Origin of the sequence: Streptomyces lunaelactis (assembly GCF_003054555.1) — a bacterium.
GTDB classification, from domain to species: domain Bacteria; phylum Actinomycetota; class Actinomycetes; order Streptomycetales; family Streptomycetaceae; genus Streptomyces; species Streptomyces lunaelactis.
Genome location: NZ_CP026304.1, coordinates 690,010 through 711,929 on the forward strand (window position 1 = coordinate 690,010; position 21,920 = coordinate 711,929).

At 68.8% G+C, this 21,920-nt stretch carries 14 protein-coding genes; 2 read left to right on the forward strand and 12 right to left on the reverse strand.

What is annotated here, in order from left to right:
- Positions 1 to 4 precede the first annotated feature (4 nt).
- Positions 5 to 1,579 (reverse strand): acyl-CoA synthetase, encoded by a 1,575-nt coding sequence (locus SLUN_RS03090; RefSeq protein ID WP_108154484.1) that lies wholly within the window; start codon positions 1,577 to 1,579, stop codon positions 5 to 7.
- Positions 1,580 to 1,635: 56 nt separating this feature from the next.
- Positions 1,636 to 2,745, reverse strand: a complete 1,110-nt coding sequence (locus SLUN_RS03095) for an NAD(P)H-dependent flavin oxidoreductase (RefSeq protein WP_108147050.1) — start codon at positions 2,743 to 2,745, stop codon at positions 1,636 to 1,638.
- A gap of 150 nt (positions 2,746 to 2,895) precedes the next feature.
- Here SLUN_RS03095 and SLUN_RS03100 point away from each other — a divergent pair, with 150 nt between their 5' ends.
- Positions 2,896 to 4,716: a serine hydrolase domain-containing protein gene (locus SLUN_RS03100; RefSeq protein WP_108147051.1), complete on the forward strand. Its 1,821-nt coding sequence runs from the start codon at positions 2,896 to 2,898 to the stop codon at positions 4,714 to 4,716.
- A gap of 87 nt (positions 4,717 to 4,803) precedes the next feature.
- On the opposite strand, the gene SLUN_RS03105 is transcribed toward SLUN_RS03100, so the two are convergent.
- The 9 genes from SLUN_RS03105 to SLUN_RS03140 form a co-directional block, all read right to left on the reverse strand.
- Complete coding sequence (locus tag SLUN_RS03105) at positions 4,804 to 6,354, reverse strand: phytoene desaturase family protein (RefSeq protein ID WP_108147052.1); 1,551 nt, start codon at positions 6,352 to 6,354, stop codon at positions 4,804 to 4,806.
- Between the two features lie 334 nt (positions 6,355 to 6,688).
- Positions 6,689 to 8,923: a serine/threonine-protein kinase gene (locus SLUN_RS03110; RefSeq protein WP_108147053.1), complete on the reverse strand. Its 2,235-nt coding sequence runs from the start codon at positions 8,921 to 8,923 to the stop codon at positions 6,689 to 6,691.
- Positions 8,924 to 8,949: 26 nt separating this feature from the next.
- Complete coding sequence (locus SLUN_RS03115; protein WP_108147054.1) at positions 8,950 to 9,837, reverse strand: oxygenase MpaB family protein; 888 nt, start codon at positions 9,835 to 9,837, stop codon at positions 8,950 to 8,952.
- Between the two features lie 102 nt (positions 9,838 to 9,939).
- Positions 9,940 to 10,098, reverse strand: coding sequence for a hypothetical protein (locus tag SLUN_RS41990; protein ID WP_306610664.1), 159 nt, complete (start codon positions 10,096 to 10,098; stop codon positions 9,940 to 9,942).
- A complete protein-coding gene (locus tag SLUN_RS03120; protein ID WP_306610665.1) occupies positions 10,077 to 11,003 on the reverse strand; it encodes an LLM class flavin-dependent oxidoreductase in 927 nt (308 codons plus the stop codon). Before SLUN_RS03120 ends, SLUN_RS41990 begins: the two co-directional genes overlap by 22 nt.
- 522 nt (positions 11,004 to 11,525) lie before the next feature.
- Positions 11,526 to 12,497 carry an antibiotic biosynthesis monooxygenase gene (locus tag SLUN_RS03125; protein ID WP_108147055.1) on the reverse strand — a complete coding sequence of 324 codons (972 nt, stop codon included), beginning with the start codon at positions 12,495 to 12,497 and terminating at the stop codon, positions 11,526 to 11,528.
- Positions 12,498 to 12,501: 4 nt separating this feature from the next.
- Positions 12,502 to 15,225, reverse strand: coding sequence for a molybdopterin-dependent oxidoreductase (locus SLUN_RS03130; protein WP_108147056.1), 2,724 nt, complete (start codon positions 15,223 to 15,225; stop codon positions 12,502 to 12,504).
- On the reverse strand, positions 15,222 to 16,049 hold the full coding sequence (locus SLUN_RS03135) for an FAD binding domain-containing protein (RefSeq protein WP_108147057.1): 828 nt from the start codon (positions 16,047 to 16,049) through the stop codon (positions 15,222 to 15,224). The genes SLUN_RS03130 and SLUN_RS03135 overlap by 4 nt, the downstream gene beginning before the upstream one ends.
- A gap of 141 nt (positions 16,050 to 16,190) precedes the next feature.
- Positions 16,191 to 17,654, reverse strand: a complete 1,464-nt coding sequence (locus SLUN_RS03140; protein WP_306610747.1) for an ISAs1 family transposase — start codon at positions 17,652 to 17,654, stop codon at positions 16,191 to 16,193.
- Between the two features lie 274 nt (positions 17,655 to 17,928).
- Here SLUN_RS03140 and SLUN_RS03145 point away from each other — a divergent pair, with 274 nt between their 5' ends.
- Positions 17,929 to 18,963, forward strand: coding sequence for a helix-turn-helix domain-containing protein (locus SLUN_RS03145; RefSeq protein ID WP_217505059.1), 1,035 nt, complete (start codon positions 17,929 to 17,931; stop codon positions 18,961 to 18,963).
- A gap of 463 nt (positions 18,964 to 19,426) precedes the next feature.
- On the opposite strand, the gene SLUN_RS03150 is transcribed toward SLUN_RS03145, so the two are convergent.
- Positions 19,427 to 20,932 (reverse strand): GMC family oxidoreductase, encoded by a 1,506-nt coding sequence (locus SLUN_RS03150; protein WP_108154485.1) that lies wholly within the window; start codon positions 20,930 to 20,932, stop codon positions 19,427 to 19,429.
- Positions 20,933 to 21,920: the final 988 nt, after the last annotated feature.

The following is a 21,920-nucleotide window of genomic DNA, read 5'->3' on the forward strand; positions in this document are numbered from 1 at the left end:
GAACTCACATGGCCCGCTCGTGGCCCTCCCAGTACGGGGCGCGCAGCCGCCGCTTGTAGAGCTTGCCGTTCGGGTCGCGCGGCATGACGTCGATGAAGTCCACCGTCCTGGGGCGTTTGTAGGCGGCCAGTTGGCGCTCGCAGTGGGCGAGGATGTCGGCCGCCAGGGCCTCGCCCGGCTGCCGGCCATCGGCCACCTCGACGACCGCCTTGACCTCCTCGCCCCAGTCGGCGTGCGGGATCCCGAAAGCGGCGGCGTCCGCGACGGCGGGATGGGTGAGCAGGGCCGACTCGATCTCGGCGGGGTAGATGTTGACGCCGCCCGAGATGATCATGTCGATCTTGCGGTCGCGGAGGAAGAGGTAGCCGTCCTCGTCGAGGATGCCGAGGTCACCGACGGTGAAGAAGTCGCCGATGCGGTTCTTCCGCGTCTTGGCCTCGTCCTTGTGGTAACTGAAGCCGCCGGTGCTCATCTTCATGTAGACGGTGCCGAGTTCGCCGGGCGGGAGCCTGTTGCCGTCGTCGTCGAACACGGCCAGTTCACTGATGGGCCAGGCCTTGCCGACGGTGCCGGGTTTCTTCAGCCAGTCCTCGGCCGTCGCGAACGCACCACCGCCCTCGCTGGCCGCGTAGTACTCCTCGACGCAGCTCCCCCACCAGTCGATCATCGCCCGCTTGACGTGGTCGGGGCAGGGGGCAGCGCCATGGATGGCGTGCCGCATGGAGCTCACGTCGTACCGCGCCCTCACCTCCTCGGGCAGCGCGAGCAGCCGGTGGAACTGCGTCGGCACCATGTGTGTATGGGTGCACCGGTGCGCGTCGATGAGGCGCAGCATCTCCTCGGGTGTCCACTTGTCCATCAGGACGAGCTGATGGCCGATGTGCAGGGCGGCGCCCGCGAATTGGAGCACGGCGGTGTGGTAGAGCGGCGAGCAGACGAGGTGCACATTGTCGTCGAAGGGCTTGATGCCGAAGATGGCGAGGAAGCCGCCGAGGTACGTCTCCTCGGGGAGCTTTCCCGACAACGGACGGCGGATGCCGCGCGGCCGGCCCGTGGTGCCCGAGGTGTAGTTCATGACCCAGCCCAGTGCGCGTTCCTCCGGCACGAACGCGCGCTGTCCGTCGAGGAGTTGGGCGTACGGGCGGAAGCCGTCGATCCCGCCCACGGCATAGCGGTGGCTCGCGGGCAGTTTCGCCTCGTCCGCGGCGGCCGTCGCGGCGCCCGCGAACCGCTCGTGCGCGATGAGCACCTTGGCCCCGGAGTCGGAGACGATCCAGGCGATCTCGGGGCCGACGAGGTGGTGGTTGACGGGGACCAGATAGAGCCCGGCCTGAGAGGCGGCGAGATACGCGGCGAAGAGCTCGACGCCGTTGGGGAGGACGACGGCGAAGGCGTCGCCCTTCTCAAGACCCGCCGCGCGCAGTCCGTGGACGAGCTGGTTGACGGTGGCGTGCAGCCGCCCGGCGGTCCATGCCTCGCCGTCCGGTGCGATCAGGATCGTACGGTCCGGGTCGGCGGTCGCCTGCGCCCAGAAGCCGTTGGCCCGTTCGGTCGGTTCGGTCGGTTCGGGCCCCTTCATGGCTGACTCCTTCATCGCTGGCTCCTTCATGACCGGCTCCTTCAAGACCGGCTCCGTCAAGACCGGCTCCGTCCGGCGATGCGGATGACGCGGTCGACGGCGCGCTCGAATCCGCTGGTCAGCTCGTCGAAGACCTGCTGGACGGTGCGCTCGGAGTTCATCCGGCCGACGATCTGGCCCACGGGTGTGCCGAGCAGCGGGGCCACTTCGTACTTCTGGATACGGGAGACGGCATCGGCGACGAGCAGGCCCTGCAGCGGCATGGGGAGCGTGCCGGGGCCGCTCGGGTCGTCCCAGGCGTCGGTCCACTCGGTGCGCAGCTGGCGGGCGGGCTTGCCGGTCAGAGCGCGGGAGCGGACGGTGTCGCCGGAGCCTGCCGCGAGGAGTTTGGCGGTCAGCGCGCGGGAGTGGAGGTCGGCCTCCGTGGTGGTGAGCCAGAGGGAGCCGAGCCAGGCGCCCTGGGCGCCGAGCGAGAGCCCGGCGGCGATCTGTTCGCCGCTGCCGATGCCGCCCGCCGCGAGTACGGGAAGGGGGTGCACGGCCTCGACGACTTCGGGGACGAGCACCATGGACGCGATCTCGCCGGTGTGGCCGCCCGCTTCGTACCCCTGGGCCACGACGATGTCGATGCCCGCCTCGGCGTGCCGTCGGGCGTGCTTGGCACTGCCGGCCAGAGCCGCGACCAGGACGCCGTGGTCGTGGGCGCGTTGGACGACATCGGCGGGCGGGGAGCCGAGGGCGTTGGCGAGCAGCTTGATCGGGTAGTCGAAGGCGACGTCGAGCTGGTTACGGGCGACCTGTTCCATCCAGCCGGTGATGCGCCAGCCGGAGGCCTCGCCCTCGGCGAGTTCGGGGACGCCGTGCTCGGCGAGGGTGTCCCTGACGAACTGCCGGTGCCCTTCGGGGATCATCGCCTCCACTTCCGCCTCGGTCACGCCCTCGACCTTCTTGGCGGGCATGACGACATCGAGGCCGTAGGGCTTGCCGTCGGTGTGCTCCTGCATCCAGTCGAGGTCGCGTTTGAGGTCGTCGGGCGCGGTGTAGCGGACCGCGCCGAGTACGCCGAAACCGCCGGCCCGGCTGATGGCGGCGGCCACCGCGGGGAACGGCGTGAAGCCGAAGATGGCGTGCTCGATCCCCAGTTTCCTGCTCAGCTCCGTCTCCATGAGCGGCAGGATGCCGCAGCCCGGCGGACGAGGGAAGAGATTTTCTGATGCTGTGTCAGATTCTTTGGGTGGTTGACAGCACCCGGGCTCCGCAAGAAAGTTTCACTGCCTTTACAGATCCCGAAAGATACTTTCAGGAGAGGGTTCCGTATGACTGAGGACGCAGCGGGGAGAGGGATCAGCCGGCGGATGCTGGGCGGCGGAGTACTGGCACTGGGCGGGGCGGTCGCGCTGGCACCGATTCCCTTCGCGGAGGCGGCGTCGTCCGGGGCGGGTGGCCGGCCCGCAGGCGGTTCAGGGTCGGGGGCAGGATCTGGGCGGCCGACCCTGCGGCGCGGTTCCGCCGAGCAAGCCGGCCTGATCCCCGGCCATCTCGACCGGCTCGTCACCGACGCGGAGAGGTTCCTCGATCCGTCCCCCACGTACCCCTGGTACGCGGGAGCCGTGCTGCTCGCGGGGCGCGGCGGCACCGTGGCGCTGCACCGGCCCATCGGCAAGGCCGTGCGCTACTCGGCGTACGACGAGAAGACCGGCACGGCTGTGGAGTTCCCGGCCGACGGGCAGATCTCTATGGCCGAGGACACCGTCTTCGATCTGGCGTCCGTCTCGAAGCTGTTCACCTCGATTCTCGCCGTGCAGCAGATCGAGCGGGGCGCTCTGGAGCTGGAGGCCACGGTCGCCTCGTATCTCCCGGACTTCGGCGGCGCGGGCAAGCAGGACATCACCGTCCGCCAGCTGCTCACCCACACCTCGGGATTCCGCGCGTGGATTCCGCTGTTCAAGGAGCCGACGCGGGAGGGGAAGCTGCGGCTGCTGTGGAACGAGGCCCCGGCCAGTCCTGTCGGCACCAAGTACCTCTACTCCGACCTCAATCTGATCTCGCTGCAGCTGATCCTCGAGGAGATCACCGGTCACCCTCTGGATGTACTGCTCCACAACGAGATCACCGCTCCGCTCGGGATGCACCGCACTCGCTACAACCCGCCCGCCTCCTGGAAGCCGAAGATCGCCGCCACCGAGGACGCCCGGCTGCCCTGGTCGGGCCTCGACCGCGGCCTCGTCTGGGGCGAGGTGCACGACGAGAACGCGTACGGCTCCGGCGGCGTCGCGGGCCACGCCGGCGTCTTCTCCTGCGCCTGGGATCTCGCGATCCTCGCCCGCACCCTCCTCAACGGCGGTGTCTACGGCCACTCGCGCATACTGCGCGCGGCGTCCGTGGAGTTGATGTTCACCGACTTCAACACCGCCTTCCCCGGCGATGAGCACGGTCTCGGTTTCGAGCTCTACCAGCACTGGTACATGGGCGCGATGGCCACTCCGCGCACCGCGGGCCACACCGGTTTCACCGGCACCAGCCTGGTCCTCGACCCGAGCACCGACTCGTTCCTCATTGTGCTGGGTAACTCCGTGCACCCGGTGCGCAGTTGGCGCTCGGGCAGCGCCCCGCGGGTCGCCGCCGCGAACAACATGGCCCGCGCGGTCGCCGTACGCCCGCAGCACGGCCGCGCCGCCTGGTTCGCCGGCATGGCCGGGGCCACGGCCGCCACCCTCACCCTGCCCGCGCTCGCCCTCACCTCACAGCGGGCGCGCCTGTGCTGCTCGCTGTGGTGGGATACGGAGCCCGGCTCGGACGCGCTGTTCCTGGAGGCGTCGGCGGACGACGGGTCGACCTGGCGGGCGGTGCCGTTCACGACGGTACGGAAGGGGGCCGAGCCACTGCCGCATCCGACAGGCTCGGTGACCGGCTGGTCCGGGCGTGTCTGGCACCGGCTGACCGCGGATCTGTCGGCGTGGCGCGGCGGCAAGGTGCGGCTGCGCTGGCGGTACGCGACCGATCAGCTGTATGTCGGCCGTGGGGTGTACGTGGACGCGCTGCGGGTCGAGGACCGAGGTCTTGCGGTCTTCGACGAGGCCAGGCCCGTGGACGCCGCCCAGATCGAGGTGAACGGCTGGACGGCGTCCCGGGACTGACCGCGCCCGCCCCCAGGACTGTCGCGCCCGCTCCCCCGGGGACCGACCGTGCCCGCCCCGGGGCTGACGGGCCTTGTCAGTGGCGTGTCACCGGCCCAGCGCCGCCATCGCGGCGTTGTGGCCCGGCACACCGCTGACCCCGCCGCCGCGCACAGCGCCCGCCCCGCACAGCAGCACATTGGCGTGCGCCGTCTCGACACCCCAGCGCCCGGTGGACTCCGACGCGTAGGGGAAGGCCAGATCGCGGTGGAAGATATGGCCGCCGGGCAGCCGCAGTTCCCGCTCCAGGTCGAGCGGGGTCTTCGCCTCGATACAGGGCTCGCCGTTCTCGTCGAGCGCCAGGCAGTCGGCGATCGGCTCGTCCAGGTGGGCGTCGAGCTCGGCAAGGGTGGCTTGGAGCAGCTGGGCGCGCGCCCCGTCGTTGTCGGCTGCGAAGAGGCGGGCCGGGGTGTGCAGCCCGAACAGGGTCAGGGTCTGGTAGCCCTCGGCCGCCAGCTCGAGGCCGAGGATCGACGGGTCGGTCAGGGAGTGGCAGTAGATCTCGGACGGCGGCGCACTCGGCAGCCGTCCACCGGCCGCCTCCTGGTACGCGGTCGCCAGCTGGCCGTACCCCTCCGAGACGTGGAAGGTGCCGGAAAACGCGTCGCGCGCATCGACGCTGCGGTCCCGCAGCCGCGGCAGCCGGCGCAGCAGCATATTGACCTTGAGCTGCGCGCCCTCGGCAGCGACGGGCGGCTCATCACCGAGGAGCGTGGCCAGCTCTTGCGGCGAGGCGTTCACCAGCACCTGACCGGCCGCGACCGTGCCCTCCTTGCCCTCCTTGCCCTCCTTGCCCTGCGAGCGGAAGGTGACCTCGGCCCGCGCGCCGTCGGTCTCAATGCGGGTCACCTCGTGCAGCACGGCGATCTCGGCGCCCGCGGCCGTGGCCGCGCCCGCCAGCGCGTCGGTCAGCGCCCCCATGCCGCCCACCGGCACGTCCCAGTCCCCCGTGCCGCCGCCGATCACGTGATAGAGGAAGCAGCGGTTCTGCGACAGCGACGGGTCGTGGGCGTCCGCGAAGGTGCCGATCAGAGCATCGGTCAGCACCACTCCCCGCACGAGATCGTCGGCGAACCGCTTTTCGATCGCGACGCCGATGGGCTCCTCGAAGAGCGTCCGCCACGCCGTCTCGTCGTCGATGCGCGCACGCAGCGACTCGCGGGTGGGCAGCGGCTCGGTGAGGGTCGGGAACACCCGCTCGGCGACCTGGTGGGTCATCCCGTAGAACTCCTGCCAGGCCGCGAACTCCCGCTCGCCGCCAGTGAGTTCCGCGAACGACTCGCGCGTACGGTCGCCGCCCACGAGCAGGCCGCCGGCCCCCTTCGGGGTGTAGGAGGAAACGGTGCGTTTGCGTACGGCGAAGTTCAGGCCCAGCTCGCGCACGATCTTGTCCGGCAGCAGCGAGACCAGATAGGAGTAACGGGAGAGCCGGGCGTCGACGCCGGCGAAGGGGCGGGTGGAGACGGCCGCTCCTCCGGTGTTTCCGCGGCGCTCCAGGACGAGGACGGAGCGTCCGGCGCGGGCGAGGTAGGCGGCGGCGACCAGGCCGTTGTGGCCGCCGCCGACGATCACGACGTCGTACGAGGTGTGTGCGGGCATGGCGGGACCCTAACCGGTCATGGCCCCGGGATCATCGGTGGCCCCGCGCGCCGGGATCGCCGGCAGCCCTGTGGGCCTAAGCGGTGTCGGGGAAGTCCGGGTGGGTGAAGGGTGGGGGCACCCCCGTGCCCGAAGGGCTACGGGGGAGGGTTCCTCCGCCTTGCCAGACTCGGCCCTCCGCCCTCCCCCGTGCCCGAAGGGCTACGGGGGAGGGTCGAGGGCCGAGTCTGGCAAGGCGGAGGAAGGACTCCACGCGGAGCGTCGGCGACTGACGACAACGCAGCCAGGCGACAGCCATCCGCCCGCGACGCCGCCCGGACTTCCCCGGGGCCGCTTAGCGCCCCTGTGCGCCGCGCTGCTGCCGCAGGGCCGCCACCCGCCGGTACAGCTCGACCGCCTCGGCGTGGCGGCCCAGCTGCTCCAGGCAGTGCGCCTCGTCGTTGCGGCTGGCCAGCGCGTCGGGGTGGTCGGAGCCCAGCACGCGCTCCCGGGCCTGCGCGACCTGTCCGTAGACCGCGAGGGCGTCCGCCCAGCGGCCCAGCCAGCCGAGCCCCACGGCCACTTCGCGGCGGCTGATGAGGGTGTCGGGGTGCTCGGATCCGAGGACCCGCTCACGCAGCGCGCACACGTCGCGCGACTCGACGAGGGCTTCCTCCCAGCGGGCGAGCCGCCCGAGGTTCACGCCGAGACCGTGGCGGGCGCGCAGGGTCTCGGGGTCGGCGGGCCCGTGCACCCGGGTGCGGTCGTCGACGAGGTCGCGGTAGAGCTCCAGGGCCTCCGCGCTGCGGCCCAGCCGCCCGAGGCTGATGCCGACCTCGTAGCGGGCGGCCAGCGTGTCGGGGTGGTCGGCTCCCAGCGCCTGGGCGCGCGCGACGGCCACCTCGCGATAGGTCTGCAGGGCCTCCATCCAGCGTCCCAACTGGCCGAGCGCGTACGCCACTTCGTACCGCGTGACCAGGGTGTCGGGGTGGCCCGCGCCGAGCACGCGGGCGCGCGCGGCGGCGACCTCGTACGCCATCTGGTACGAGTCCTCCAGCCGGCCCAGCCTGCTGAGGTTGAAGGCGAGGTTGTGGCGGCAGCGCAGTGTGTCGGGGTGCTCGTGCCCCATGGTCCGCTCGCGCGAGTCGAGGACCGACGCGTACACCTGGTGGGCCTCGAAGTGCCGGCCGAGCTGGCCGAGTACGTACGCCATCTCCTGCCGGGCGGCCAGCGTCTCCGGGTGGTCGGCGCCCATGGTCCGCTCGCGCCCGTCCACGACCTTGCCGAACTCCCGCAGCGCGTCCGCCGCACGCCCGGTCCTGCTCAGCGTGAAGCCGACCTCGTAGCGGCTGGCGAGGGTGTCGGGATGGTCGGGGCCGAGGACGTGCTCCCGCTCGACGGCGACCGCGCGGTGCACCTCTCCGGCCTCCTCCCAGCGGCCGAGCCGGCCGAGGCTGAGACCGGCGTTGTGCCGGCTGGTGAGGACGGCGAGCAGCTCCGGCGGCGGGGTGGGCCGCTCGGGCCGGGACTGGGCCGGTACGAGGGGGCCGCCGCGCGGATCGGTGTTCGTCGTCCACTCACTGGTCAGACCCGCGGTGTGGTCGGGCAGGGCGGGCCGCGCGATCGAAGTGCCGGTCGCCTTCTGGCCGGTGGTCATACCCCGGGTCCAGGAGGGCAGCCGCGGCTCCCGCGACGGCGGCTGCTCGGGGCGCGGCCCCGGCAGGACCGTGTGCGCCCGGCCCTGGTGCGCGGCGCCCATCCGGCGGCGGAGGTCCTTGGCGTCGGCGGGCCGGTCCTCGGGGGTCTTGGCGAGCAGGTCGAGAACGATCCGCTGGAAGAACTCCGGGATCTCGGCGCGGAGGGTGCGGGGCGGCTCCGGCACCGTGTCGCGGTGTCCGACGAGCACCGCCCAGGCGTCGTCGTGGTCGAAGGGCGGAACGCCGGTGGCGATCTCGTACAGCACACAGCCCAGCGAGTAGAGGTCGCTGCGGTGGTCGACATGGTCCCCGCTGATCTGCTCGGGCGACATGTAGTGCGGGGTGCCCATGGCGATGCCGGTGCCGGTGAGCTTGGAGGTGAAGCCGATGTCGGCGGCGAGGCGGGCGATGCCGAAGTCGCAGATCTTCACCGCGCCGTCGGTGAGCCGCATGATGTTGGCGGGCTTCAGGTCCCGGTGGACGATGCCCTGTTCATGGGTGTAGGCGAGGGCGTCGGCGACCTGCTCGGCGATGTCGACGACGTCGGCCACCGGCAGGGGGTGCTGCTTGTTCTCCTCGAGCAGCTGGCTGAGGTTGCGGCCTTCCAGCAGCTCCATGACCAGGTACAGCACGCCCTCGTACTCGCCGAAGTCGTGGACGACGGTCACCCCGCGGTGCTGGAGCGCGGCGGCCACCCGCGCCTCGCGCCGAAAGCGCTCCCGCAGTACCCGGGTGAAGGACTGGTCGTGCTGGGCTCCCATCGGCTTGAGGCACTTGACCGCGACCCGCCGCCCGAGCGACTCGTCGTGGGCGCGCCACACCTCGCCCATGCCGCCGCGCCCGATGAGTTCGAGCAGCCGGTACCGGCCTTGGATCAGCCTGGATTCCGCCATCCCGTGCCGTCGCCCCCGTCGCTTCGCTACGCCCTCCCCGGCCCGTCCAGTATGGCCTCCTGTCTGCGGAGTTTGTACGGGGCCGGGCGCGTGCCGGGGCCGAGTCGCGCCATCGCTTTCAAGATGTGACCTGGCGGGAGTTGCCAGCGCAGACGAGAGGGAATGCAGCGCAGCAGTCTACCGGTGGCGATGAGCTGATGCGTGACGCGTCCGGGCGCGGGGGCAGCTCTGCCGTACAGCTCATGGGCGTAAGGGGGCAGTGCGTTGTACGCGAGGGCGGCCACGCGCCGCCAGAGCAGTTCGCGCGCCGGGAGAAGCAGGGTGGCCACCGGGGGCCGTTGCAGGAAGTCGTCGACCTCGCGAGCCTCGGGCCCGGCGGCGAGCTCGGGGCGTACCCGGTCGAAATACGCGGCGAGCTGCGCGGTGGTGGCGGGCACATCGGCCGGCTCGAGGCCGACCAGGCGGGCTGCCTCGCGCTGTTCGGCGAGATAGCGGTCGGCCTGGGCGTCGCTGAGCGGGAAGCCGGAGCGGCGTGCGACGTCAAGATACGAGCCGACCTCGGCGCAGTGCACCCACAGCAGCAGCTCCGGCTCGTCGACGCCGTACCGCTCCCCCGTCGCGGGGTCGGTCGCCTTGAGGTGGGTGTGAATGCGGCGGACCCGGGCGCCCGCCTTCTCGGCGGCCTCGGTGGTGCCGTAACTGATGGTGCCGACGAAGTTGGCCGTACGCAGCAGCCGGCCCCAGGCATCCTTCCTGAAGTCGCTGTTCTGTATGACGCCGCGCACGGCACGGGGGTGCAGCGCCTGGAGGTAGAGGGCGCGCACCCCGGCGACCCACATCATCGGGTCGCCGTGCATCTGCCAGGTGACGGAGTCGGGTCCGAAAAGCCCGGGATCCGGGGCCGCGTCGCTCATACCTGGCACGTGGGACTCCTTGCGCCGCATGTCATCCGGCCCAATCCCCGACCGGCACGGGTGTCCGGCGGTCTGAGACCGCCGCGTTCGTCGCAACGGGCGTCAGGAGCCCATCATCTCGCGGACCAGCGGTGCCACTTTGGTGCCGAACAGCTCGATGTTGGTCATGAGCGCACTGTGGGACATTCCGTTCATCCCGTACTTCAGATCGAAACGGGTCGCGTCGAGGTCCCTGAGCGTCACCGTGATCTTGCGGGCCACGGTTTCGGGGGATCCGATGTGCAGCGCGCCGCCCGCGCCGACATCACGCATGAGGCTCTCACGGGTCGGGGTGCGGAAACCGCGCTGCCTGGACACGCTTCGAATGGTGGCTTCGAAGGCGGGCAGGAACTCCTCCACCGCCTGCTCGTCGGTGGCGGCGACATGCCCGGGCGCATGGACGCCGACGGGCCGCTGAGGCTGTCCGAACTTCTCCAGCGCCTGCTGGAACAGCTGTGAGAACGGCGCGAAGCGGGCCGTCTCGCCCCGATGATCGCGAGCATCAGCGAGAACCCGTACCGGGCGGTCCGGATGACCGACTCGGGGCTGCCGCCGACGCCGACCCAGGTCGGGATCGATCCCGACTCGCTGTGCGGATAGATGGAGAGACCGTCGAGGGACGCGCGGGTGTTGCCGGACCAGGTGACGGGCTTCTCCTGGAGAAGCTCGGCGAACAGGCTGAGCTTCTCCTCGAACAGTTCCTCGTAGTCGCTCAGGTCATAGCCGAAGATCGGGAAGGATTCGGTGCTCGACCCCCTGCCGAGGATCACCTCGGCGCGACCTCCGGAAACGGCGTCGAGAGTGGCGTACCGCTGGAAGACACGGACGGGATCGTCGGAGCTGATCACTGTCACCGCCGAACCGAGGCGGATGTGCGATGTGCGCGCCGCGATGGCCGCGAGCACGACGTCGGCAGCCGAGAGCGGCATCGTGTCGGTGTGGTGCTCACCGATGCCGAAGTGGTCCAGGCCGACCCGGTCGGCAAGGACGCCTTCCTCGACCAGATGGCGGATGGTCTGACCGTGCGAGAGCGGCTTGCCTTCGGCGTCGTTCGTCACATCACCGAACGTGTCCAGCCCGAGCGTGATGTCTGCCCCACCGGTTTGACCGATCGAAGGGTTGGTCATGGCGTACTCCTCGGATCTTGTGATGCGAGCGTCCTCGAGCGCGCGGTTGAGAACATGCCTCGGTCGGCAGAACCACAGTCCACACCGTCTCCTGAAAAATGTCGACTGCCTGTGAGTGCACGGCCAAAGCGTCGTCGAGCCGGCCTCAGGCGCAGGGCAGCCGTTCGGCGACAGCCTTCCCGTAGGACTCGACGAATGCCTTGAGGGCGTCGATGTCGCCCTTGCGTCCGTCCCGGTAGACGCTCTCCACGACCACGGAGAACGTCTGCGCCCTCCACTTCTCGCTCCGGCAGGGGACGACCGTCGCGGCCCCCTGATCCCAGTAGGCGACCTTCCCGCCGTCCGCCGCGTGCTCGCCGCCACGGCCGCGCCGGTCTGGCCGAGCTCCTTGCCGAGCGGCAGCAGCGGCTCGAGCAGCTCGCTGTCGACGGGAGTTCCGCACAGCGACGTGGGCACGGCGTAGTCCCGCTCGTCGCCCGCGCACGCGACGAGCGCGGGCAGGAGCGGGACGAGATCCCCAGGTCAGGGCAGCGTCCAGATCTGGGTCGTCACGACGTAGAAGACGACGCCCCAGAACACGGTCACCGCGGCGACGATGCCGAGGCCGACGAGGTTGGACTTCGCCGCCGGTTCGCCCGGTGACGGCCGCAGCCACCGCTTGAGCAGCCGGTTCACGTAGTAGGGCATCGTGAAGAAGCTCATGATGAAGCTCGAAAACAGGTTGCCCACAAGCAGCCCGAGCCAGAGCGGCATCTCCAGCGGCGACAGGGCGAGCGTCAGCAGCACAACGGTCGGGTACAAGCCAACCCAGACCGCGATGGCGGTTTTGGTCTCCGAGGGGGGCGGCGCTTCCTTGCCGTTCTCTTCGAAGGCGAACCAGCTGCCGAACGAGTTGTCGATGGTGCGCAGTTTGAAGTCGTTGAACTTCTCACCTTCAGTGAGAACTTCCTGCCGCTTGGTCGACGCCAGCCAGGCATCGAGGTGCTCGGCGTTGTCGAATCGGTACAGCGTGGTCCATTCGTCCTGAAGTCCCTCGATCGGGCGGAAGAGCTCGGTTCCGCGAAAACCTTCGAAGTTGCTTTCCTCCTGGCTCATGTGGCGCTGCCAGTCGAGAAAGTCGTCAACGTGGTTCGGGTGGACGCGGTGAGTAACCACAACGGTCACGAGCGGATCCTTTGGCTGTGTTCCGCCGCTGACCACCTGCTGGGTTGCGGGGCCGTCGAAGTATTTTCTGCCAGTATCGAGAAGACCCTGCCTGGTGGCGCTGTTGATCCATGCTTGCAGATGGGCTATCGAGTCGAATCGGTATATGACGACCCAGTCGGGTTGCAGGGACGTCGGCGGGGAGTTCTCGGCACCCAGGAACCCGGGATAGTCGGCGGCAGCGGCGTTGACGTTCTCCTGCCACGTTTCGTACTCCCGTTCCAGCCCGCGCCGAATCCTCTGGCCGATGATTGCCGTCGCCGCGTTTCCTTCGAGCTTTTCGGTGTCCATTTGCTCAGGCCGTCGTCGGTGCCGACTGCTTTTCGTTGAGCCGGCCGTAGATTCGTTCTGGAGTCAGGGGCAGCGCACGGTAGCGGACACCCGTGGCGTCGTGAAGCGCATTCGCCAACGCGGGGGCCACCGGGTTGATACAGCATTCCGCCATCCCCTTCGACCGCATGGGGCCAACGGAATCCGACGAGTCCACCAGGAGCACATCGGTGCGGGGGGTATCGGCGTAGGTGGGGATGCGGTAGTTGCGGAAGTTCGGGTTGACCATGACACCGTTCGCGTCGACGTGGAAGTTCTCGGTCAACGTGAAGCCGATTCCCTGGGCGACGCCGCCTTCTACCTGTCCCCGGACTTGCGCGGGGTTGATGACCACGCCGGCATCGGTCGCCTGGACGCTGTAAAGGATACGGATCTCGCCCGTCACCCGATGGACGGCGATACGGAACCCCTGCGTATTGGAGACGACGCTTCGGGGCGAGCCGTAGGCCTTGCGGGCGGCGGTGAACCGAATTCCACGCGCTCGGGCCAGTGCGACGAGCTCGGCCAGCGACACGCGCTGGTCGCCGCAGACGACATCCCCGTCGTCCATCGAGCACATCACGAGATGAACACCCGTGTGCGCGGCGGCGAACTCCAGGATGCGGTCGCGCACGGCATTGGCCGCTCGGAGCACCGCGTTGCCCGACACGAAAAGGCCCGCACTCGCAAAGGCGCCGGTGTCAAATCCCGTGCGGTCGGTGTCGGACTGCACCAGGCGAATCCGCGACGGCGTCGTGCCCAGCTGGTTGGCCGCGATCTGGACATGCGCGGTCGACGTACCCTCGCCGAATTCGACCGTTCCGACGGCCAACTCGTACACGAGGTCGTCGCCGAGCGTGACCCAGGCCTCGGAGATGTGTTCGGTCGGGGGCGCGGTCTCGTGCAAGGAACTCGCGACGCCGGCACCGACCAGCCACCCGGGGCCGGGGGACGGCTCATCGGCTGTACGGGCCATGGCGCCGGCCACGAGATCGATGCACTTCGCGAGGCCGTCCTCGGTGAACACTACGTCGTCGGGGCCGTCGTGCATGGCGATGAGCCGATCACCCGGTCGCACGATGTTGCGTCTTCGCAGTGCGAGCGGATCGATGTGCAAGGCGCGTGCCAGTTCGTCCATCGCCGATTCCACGGCGAACGCCGGTTGCGTCATCCCGTAACCGCGCAGTGCCCCGCTCGGAACGGTGTTCGTGTAGACGGAGAACGCGTCGTACTTCTTGTTGGGGCAGCGGTAGATCATGACGGCGGCACCGCCCGCATACAGCGTTTCGCCGCCGTGGTTGCCGTAAGCACCCGTGTTCGACACATTGCGGACCTGGAACGCCGTGAGCGTTCCGTCCGCCTTCGCGCCGAGCTTGACCGTCAACGCCATCGGATGCCGTGGCGAAGCCGTGGTGAATTCCTCCTCGCGGGTGTACTCGAAGCAGACGGGCAGGCCGGTGTCCAGGGTGGCGAGCGCGACCAGATCCTCCGAGATCACTTCCTGTTTGCCGCCGAATCCCCCGCCAACGCGTTTGCAGAACACGCGGAGTTGGTCCGGGCGCAGCGCGAACAGATAGGCGAGTTTGACTTTTGCGATCGACGGCGACTGCGAACTGGTGCGGACGTTCAGGCGACCGTTTTCCATCCAGGCGATCGAGCCGTGCGTCTCGAGGTGCGCGTGTTGCACTCGCGGTGAGAAGTACGTGCCTTCGTGGATCACGTCGGCTTCGGTGAACCCCGCGTCGACATCACCGATGTGTGAATGGATCTCGACCAGGATGTTGTGGACGGGATCGCGGGCGAACGGATCGTGCTCGGCGCCGTGCAGCTGTGGCGCCCCCTCGGCCATTGCCTCTTCGGGTTCGAACACTGCCGGCAGTACCTCGTATTCGACGACGACCCGTCGGCAGCCCTCTTCCGCCGCCCCGACCGTGTCGGCCAGGACCGCGACGACGCGTTGGCCGACGAAGCGGACCGTGTTGTCGAGGATGAAGGTGTCGTCCGGATCGACAAGATGGTCGGTGTGGATCGCCGTGGTGAAACGCTTGCGCGGCACATCTTCCCAGGTGTAGACCCGATGCACGCCGGGAACTGCGAGTGCGGCGGTCTTGTCGATCGAGACGATCCGGGCGTGCGCATGTGGTGAGTGCAGCACCTTGAGGTGCAGCATGCCTTCGAGGTGGGTGTCCATCGTGAACTCGGCGCGACCGGTTACCACGTCGTTGGCTGCCGGCGCACTGACGCTCGTCCCGACGGCCTTTCCTGGCGCGGCTGTCTCCACGCCGGCGACGCCCTTCACGGCATCCTCGATCTCTCGATAGCCGGTGCAGCGGCAGAGGTTGCCCTTCAATGCCTGTGGCAGGTCCTCTTTCTGGGCCTCGGTGAATGTCGTCGCGGTCATGATCATCCCTGCGGTGCAGAAACCGCATTGGAACCCCGGGGCGTCGCGGAACCGTCGCTGCATCGGATGCAGGCTGCCGGGTGAACCGATGCCTTCGATCGTGGTCACCTCACGACCGTCCGCGCGGAACGCAGGGGTGATGCAACTGTGGACCGGATCGCTGTCCAACCACACCGTGCATGCGCCGCAATCGCCCGCGTCGCACCCCTTCTTGACGCCGTAGTGGCCGAGTGAGCGGAGGAAAGTGCGCAAGCACTGGCCGGGGTCCGGTTCTTCGTCGAAGCTCTTGCCGTTCACGATGTAGGTCATGTCGGGCCCCCATCCATGAGTTCGCGACGAATCTCTTCGGCGAAGTGCTTCGTCAGGTGGCGACGGTGGTCAGGGGTCCCGTTGGGATCGGCGAACCAGACGCCGGCGGGGATGACGTCGATGCTCTGCTGCAGGGTCCGCGCATCGGGCATGGTGTCGAAGGCAAGGCGCACGGGCCGTGTGGTGCCGGCTGTGACGGTGAGCAGCAGGTCGCTCATTCCTGGCGTTTGAGTACCGATGAGAAATACCGTCGAACGGCCGAGGCGGGTCAGCGTGAAGCGGCGGTGCGCGGTGCGTTTCCTCAGGGCACGCGCCGAAATGTCGATGCGGCGCAAGATTTCCCCGGGAGTAAGAATGTTCCGATTGTCGCCGGTCACGAAGTCGAGGGCATCGACGGTGCGCGCGGACCCGTCAGGAGCCCACAGCTCATACTGTGCCTCGAGTGCGACCGTCAGCGTGATCATTGGGCCGGCAGGCAAAGACATGCAGATATTGCCGCCGACGGTCGCCGAGTTCCAGACTTTGAACGAGGACAAGAACGCCTCGCAGCTCTTCACGAAAAGGGTACCCGCGATCCAATCACCTGGCAGCGCAACGGCATACAGGTCGCGGACGGTGCACGTTGCGCCGATTTCGAGGCCCGCGTCGCTCGGGACGAGGGGATCCCAACGCAACGCTGTCAGGTCGATCAGGCGGCGCAGGCTTGGCTGCTCCGAGGAGAACAGCCACGTTCCACCTGCGAGCCAGGCGTCGCCTTCGCGCCAGTTCACGCCGGGCCGATCGGACGGTCGCCGGATGACTTCGGTGATGGTGTTGAGGTCCATGGGAACTGATCTCCCTCACGACGACAATCGTGCGGCGGACCGCCTACCGAACTCGATCAACCAGCGTGTGGCTCCGCGCGCGTTCGTGGCAACGCCAGGCACCTCCCCGATCTTGTTGTCGCAGGTCGGGCTGTGAACATCCTATTTCGATTGCGGACATTCGGCTCGATAGCACTCGTCGAAAGTCGACGGGTCACGATGCGCGCTGTGAGCGGCAGAACCTCGAGCGACGGAATCGAATTCTGGCCGCTGCGGTCGAACTGCTCGCGGAAGGACCGGGGGGCACAGAGATTCCTTCAACGATATCGCAGAACGGGCCGGCGTCGCCAAGTCACGCCAAGTCAGGGCTTCGGCGTGAAGTCGTGATGTCTGGTTCGTAGTCATGTGCTCGCGATGCCGAGTAAGGCCCGTGGGCCAGGGGCGATGCGTTCTCAGGCTGTGAGCCGGAGCATGGCGGCCGCGTGCTGGGGGCGTGACCGGTAGTGATCGGCTGCGGCGGCGATGTTGGTCCAGCCTGCTTGTCGCATGAGTCCGATGGCAAGGTTGCGCAGGGGTGGCCATGGCGCGGGGTGTGGCGCCGGTGCGTATTCGTGAGGCGTCCTCGTCGTAGGTGACGTCTCGGATGTGGTGCAAGGCCTCAACCGACCAGTGGTTCTCCGCGAGTTCGGCGGGTTGTGGCGGGCTGGCCTGTTCGGGCGGGAGGCTGGTAATCGCGTAGACGGTCTTCGTCTCGACCTTGCCGGTCTTGTGGTGGGTGCGGCGGCGCTTGATCTGCATGGCCTGGACATCGTGCGGGAAGAGCAGGCCGGGACGGACGGTGCAGACCTTCAGACGGCGGATCTCACGGCGGCCGTGCCCGGCCCCGGCGGTGCGGGCCTGCAGCGGAATCTGCTTCCAGGGCAGGCGGCGCAGCTGCTTGCGCAGCTTCTTCTGGTTGCCCTTCACGACCAAGAGGTAGTGGCCGCCGGCGGTGATGACGTGTTCGGCGTGGGCGCGCAGGGTGTGCACGGCATCGGCGGTGACGACGAGGCCGCGCAAGGCGATCCGGTTCAGCAGTGGGGCGAAGGCGGGTATTTCGTTGCTCTTCGCGGCGATCTGGCGCTGGGCGATCACGGTCTGGCAGGCGTGGAGTGCGGCGGCGAGCAGGTGGACGGCTGCGCCGTCGGTGCGGGATCCTCGCACGGTCTTGCCGTCGACGGCCAGACCAACCAGGGTGTCGCCGGGTTCGTCGACCGGGTCGGCGGCGTACCGGGCGAGCCAGGCGCCCACGGCGTCGTCCAGGGCGTCGCCGTCCAAGCGGGCCAGAAGTCGTCCCAGCGTGGAGGCGTTCGGCGTGTTGGAGGTCAGTCCGAGTTGTTCGCGCAGGTCGGAGTCGGTATCGGCGGCGAAGCGGGCGATGGCCGCCAGGGACGTGGCTCCGCCGAGGACGGCGACCATGCACAGCGCGAGCAGGGAGCCCAGGCGGTAGCGGCGGCCCCGGACCCGGCGGGGATCGGGTATCCGGCCCAACACGTCCGCCAGGCAGGTGAGCTGTGACGGTTCCGGGCAGGTGGAATCGGTGTCCGCGCAGTGGCGTTGCAGGACACCGATTAGGGAGGATGGCACGCGAACGCGACCCCTGTTCGTGATCAAAGACTTCGAGAAGCTTGATCATCAGGGGTCGCGTCTCTCGTTGCCGAACTGGGCGAACCGACCACGGCGGCGCGTACGCAGGCGATCAGCTCATCTCGCCGAATCAGAACGCATCAGCTCTGCCCCTCGACCGCTGCCATGCAGGCCGCCTGTAGGAAGATTGGCACAGCGCCCACATGAACCACGGCGACGCCCGTACGGAACACGAGCACCGCGTTGAAGCAATGAATGTGAGGATCGGAGAGTAATGAACAGTACGGGAGCGGAGGCCGACGGCGCGCGCGGGGTGTTATCAGTGGACTCGACCGCCCCGGGCGCCGCACCGCGGGGACTCGACGCCTTCCGGCGCGGGTGGGAGACGCAGATCGGCGACGATGTCTTCCAACTGCCAGCCTTCAGCCCGGACACGATCGGTGACTTCCGGGTCAAGGGCCACGTGGCCAAGGTGCAGGGCGCGGCGATCGCCGATCTTCACGCCGCGTCGGCAACCCGGACCGCGGACGTCCCGGGCGGCGATCAGGATCTGGTGGCGATGTACGTAGTGCAGCGCGGCGCGTGGACTCTGGGCGGCCCGCCGGATTGCGGCGAGCAGACCGTATCGGCCGGGCAGTTCCTCGTCCGGCACGTCGGTCGCCTGTCGGCCTTCGAGACATCGGCGCACCTCACGGCGAAGTTCTTCGTCCTGCCCCCCGGCGAGCTCAAACCCCTGCTCGGGAACCGGGTCATCACCGGGCCGGCGGACTCGGCCGAGATACGCCTGCTGACGGCCCTCACGGACATGATCCACATAACTGTGGCCGACCTCGGACCGGCCGGTGTGGAAGCCGCCCACGCCGCCCTGATCGAGCTGGCCAAGGCGGTGACGAAGGGCCGGTTCGACGACGTAGAACCCCGGCTGGCTCCCGCGCTCACCCAGGCAGCTAAGGACCTCGCGGACCGCCGGCTCGCTGATCCCGAACTTTCACCTGCGATGCTTGCGCGTGAGCTCAACGTCTCTGTCCGTACGCTGCACCGGGCATTCGCCGCGGTGGGAGAGCAGGTGGCCACCTACATCCGCCACCGGCGACTGCAAGAGGCCCGGCTCGCCCTCACCGCGCCGTCAGGTCGCCTGAGTATCTCGGAACTCGCCGCACACTGGCAGTTCGCGGACAGCAGCCACTTCACCCGGACCTTCAAGAAGCACTACGGTCAGACTCCCACCGAGTACGCCCGCTCGACGGGAGCAGCCTCGCTCTCGCCGAACCGGCACCCGCCGGGCCACGGGCCGGCCGAAAGCGCGTGACCAAAGGTACGACCGCAGTTCAGCGGATGCCGCCTACGCGTGTCCCAAGCAAGGCAGGGCGGCGCTGTGGGCGGCCTGGGCATTTGACCGCGGCGGGATGTTGTCGATGAGGGCGCGGGTCTGGGTGACCTCGCCGGCGCTGCCCGCGGGGCCCTCGGTCGTTTCAGGACCTCGGCGGTTCCCGGCGAGCTGAGAGGTGATCCACCGCCCCGTGGCTCAGCATTGGGTGGTGTTTGCTGGCCGCCTTCCGCTGGCCGACCGACGACGGACCGGCGTCAGCTCCCCCCACTTTCGCGCGTATGTGGCAGCCGTCCACACAGGGCCTGGACCCGTCGAGCTCGCCGGCCGCCTTGAGTTCGGCAAGCAGGATGCCGGCAACTGGTCGAAGACTCCGGCCAGCTGCCGGCGGTCCAGGCGTCGGGGATGAGCGCGTTGTGGAAGCGCCGTGGGCGCTGAAGAGGACTCAGTCGATCAGTTCGGCGGCCCGTTCGGCGATGGCGTAGACGGTCGCGTTGGTGTTGGCCGAGGGGATGGACGGCATCACCGAGGCATCGGCGACCCGCAGTCCGGCTATTCCGTGCACGCGAAGGTTCGCAGGGTCGACGACGGCATCGGCGTCGGCTCCCATGCGGCAGGTGCCGGTGAAGTGGAAGTAGGGGCCGGTGGCCTTGCGGATGAACTCGTCCACGGATTCGCCGCTCGTCCCGGAGCCCGGCACCGCTTCCTGCTTGCGCCAGTCGGCGAACGCGTCGGCCTCCCCGATGCGGCGTGCCAGGGCCAGGCCCTTGCGCATGATCTCCAGGTCACGGTAGTCGCTCAGGTAGCCGGGGTCGACGACGGGAGCGCTGCCGGGATTGGCGTCCGCCAGGCGCACGGTGCCGCTGCTGTGCGGAGACATCGCGGAGAAAGCGATGGAGTAGCCGTTGGCCGGCGGCTGGCCCCATGCCGACGGGAGCGGTGCGGCGACGATGTAGACCTGAAGGTCCGGCCGGGCCGCGGCGGGGTCGCTGTACAGCAGGCCCATCATTTCGGCCGGCGGGTTGGCAGGAACGAACGGTACTGGCTGGATGGCCTCGTACACCACGCCCGCCATCGGATGGTCCTGCAGATGGGAGCCCACTCCCGGCAGGTCGGCGACGACGTCGATACCGTGTTCCTCAAGGTGTTGTGCCGGGCCGATCCCTGACAGCATCAGGAGGTGTGCGGAACCGATGGCTCCCGCGGTCAGTACCACCTCGGCGCTGTCGACGGACAGGTGCTCCCCACCGATGGTGTACTCGACGCCGGTGCAGCGGCCCGCGGTGGTGCGCAGCCGCTGCACGGTCGCGTCCGTGACGACGTCCAGGTTCGGCCGGTCGAGGAACGGACGGATGTAGGCGTCGGCCGCGCTCTGGCGGGCGCCGCCGGGCAGATTCATGTCACTCCACCCGAACCCGGTCTCCAGCCCGCTGCCGATGTCATCGGCGCGTGCGAACCCAGCCTCCACCGCGGCGTCGACGCCCGCCGTGGCCAGGGGATGGGGTTCCGGGACCGGGGCGACCGCGACCGGCCCGTCCGTGCCCCGCACGGAGGCATTACGGCTGCGAGTGCTCTCGCTGCGGCGGAAATAGGGCAGCAGATCGTCGAAACCCCAGCCTGGAGCACCGAGGCCGGGCCATTCGTCGTAACCGGAGCGGTGCCCCCGCAGGTGGTAGAGGCCGTTGATACTCGACGATCCGCCGAGCGCCTTGCCGCGCAGCACGTCAGCGGCCCTGCCTGTACCGGCCTGCACGGTCGAGGCGCCCAGCCAGAGGGATGACGGGTCAAACCCCAGGAAGCCCCAAGGAGATGCCATCGTCTCGGTTGCGTCCCGGGCTCCGGCCTCCAGCAGCAACACCCGCACGCCGGGGCGTTCCGAAAGCCGGGAGGCAATCACGCATCCCGCTGTCCCCGCTCCCACCACGACATAGTCATAAGGACTCTTGCCCATCATGTCTCCGCTTTCCACGGCAGCCTTGTCCGACCACCGAATTTCAGAAAATCAGCTCCTCGACGATCAAGGAGCTGATTATGCTTATGTACTAAAGGGGTCTAAAAGTGAGGATGGTTGTCTTCGCGTCAGCCCTGTGGGTCGCCCAGCCGCGTCCGGGCTCGGCGCGCAGAAGGCGTGGAACCGGCTGATCAGCAGCGAGCGGGCTCCAGTGGAGCATGGCTGTCCGGATGGAGGCCCGCCACGCGCCCCTGCTGGTGTGGGCGTTGCTGGTGCCGACGGACACCGAGGTGACCCGATGGCAAACGATCACCTTGATCCGGCGGGCCTGCGATCCGCACACTGCCGATCACCCCGTTGGGGATGTCCATGTCGGCGCCGGTACCTGCGATGACGGCCACGCGGCCGGAATTCTCTTGGTTCACGAGTTTCTCGTCTTTGGTGTGTACCCGTCCAGGAACAGCCCGGGTGTTCCTTCTGCCGTCGAAGCTTAGGAAAACCGACACAGCACGCACTTGAACCACCGCGACGTCCGTTCGGAACCTGAGCGCCATAAGACAACGTTGGAGCACATACTTCGGTTCGTTCACGGGCGGGCAGGGTGGCGAGACAGTCGGCGTCACACAGCACTGCGGCAGGCTGCTCGTACGCGTCGACCAGGTTCTTGCCCTGCCACAGGTGACGGCCCCTTCCCACCGACGGCCGCGTCAACCTGGGCCGGCAGCGAGGACGGCAGTGGACCACCAAGACGCTCACCGGTGACAGAGCGCGGCAGGGAGCCCCGCACAGTCGGCGCCCGTAGCGTCGCCGCAAGCCCAGTCGCCGGCAGTACGAGGCCAAGCCTGACGCCCCATCGGAACGATGCCAAGCAGGCGCCGCATCTCCGCCTCGGCCTCCTCGTCCGAGGGCCCGAGGCGATCGGCCTGTTCGTGATCAGGCTTCGAGATCCCTGATCATCAGGGGTCGCGTCTCTCGTTGCCGTACCGGC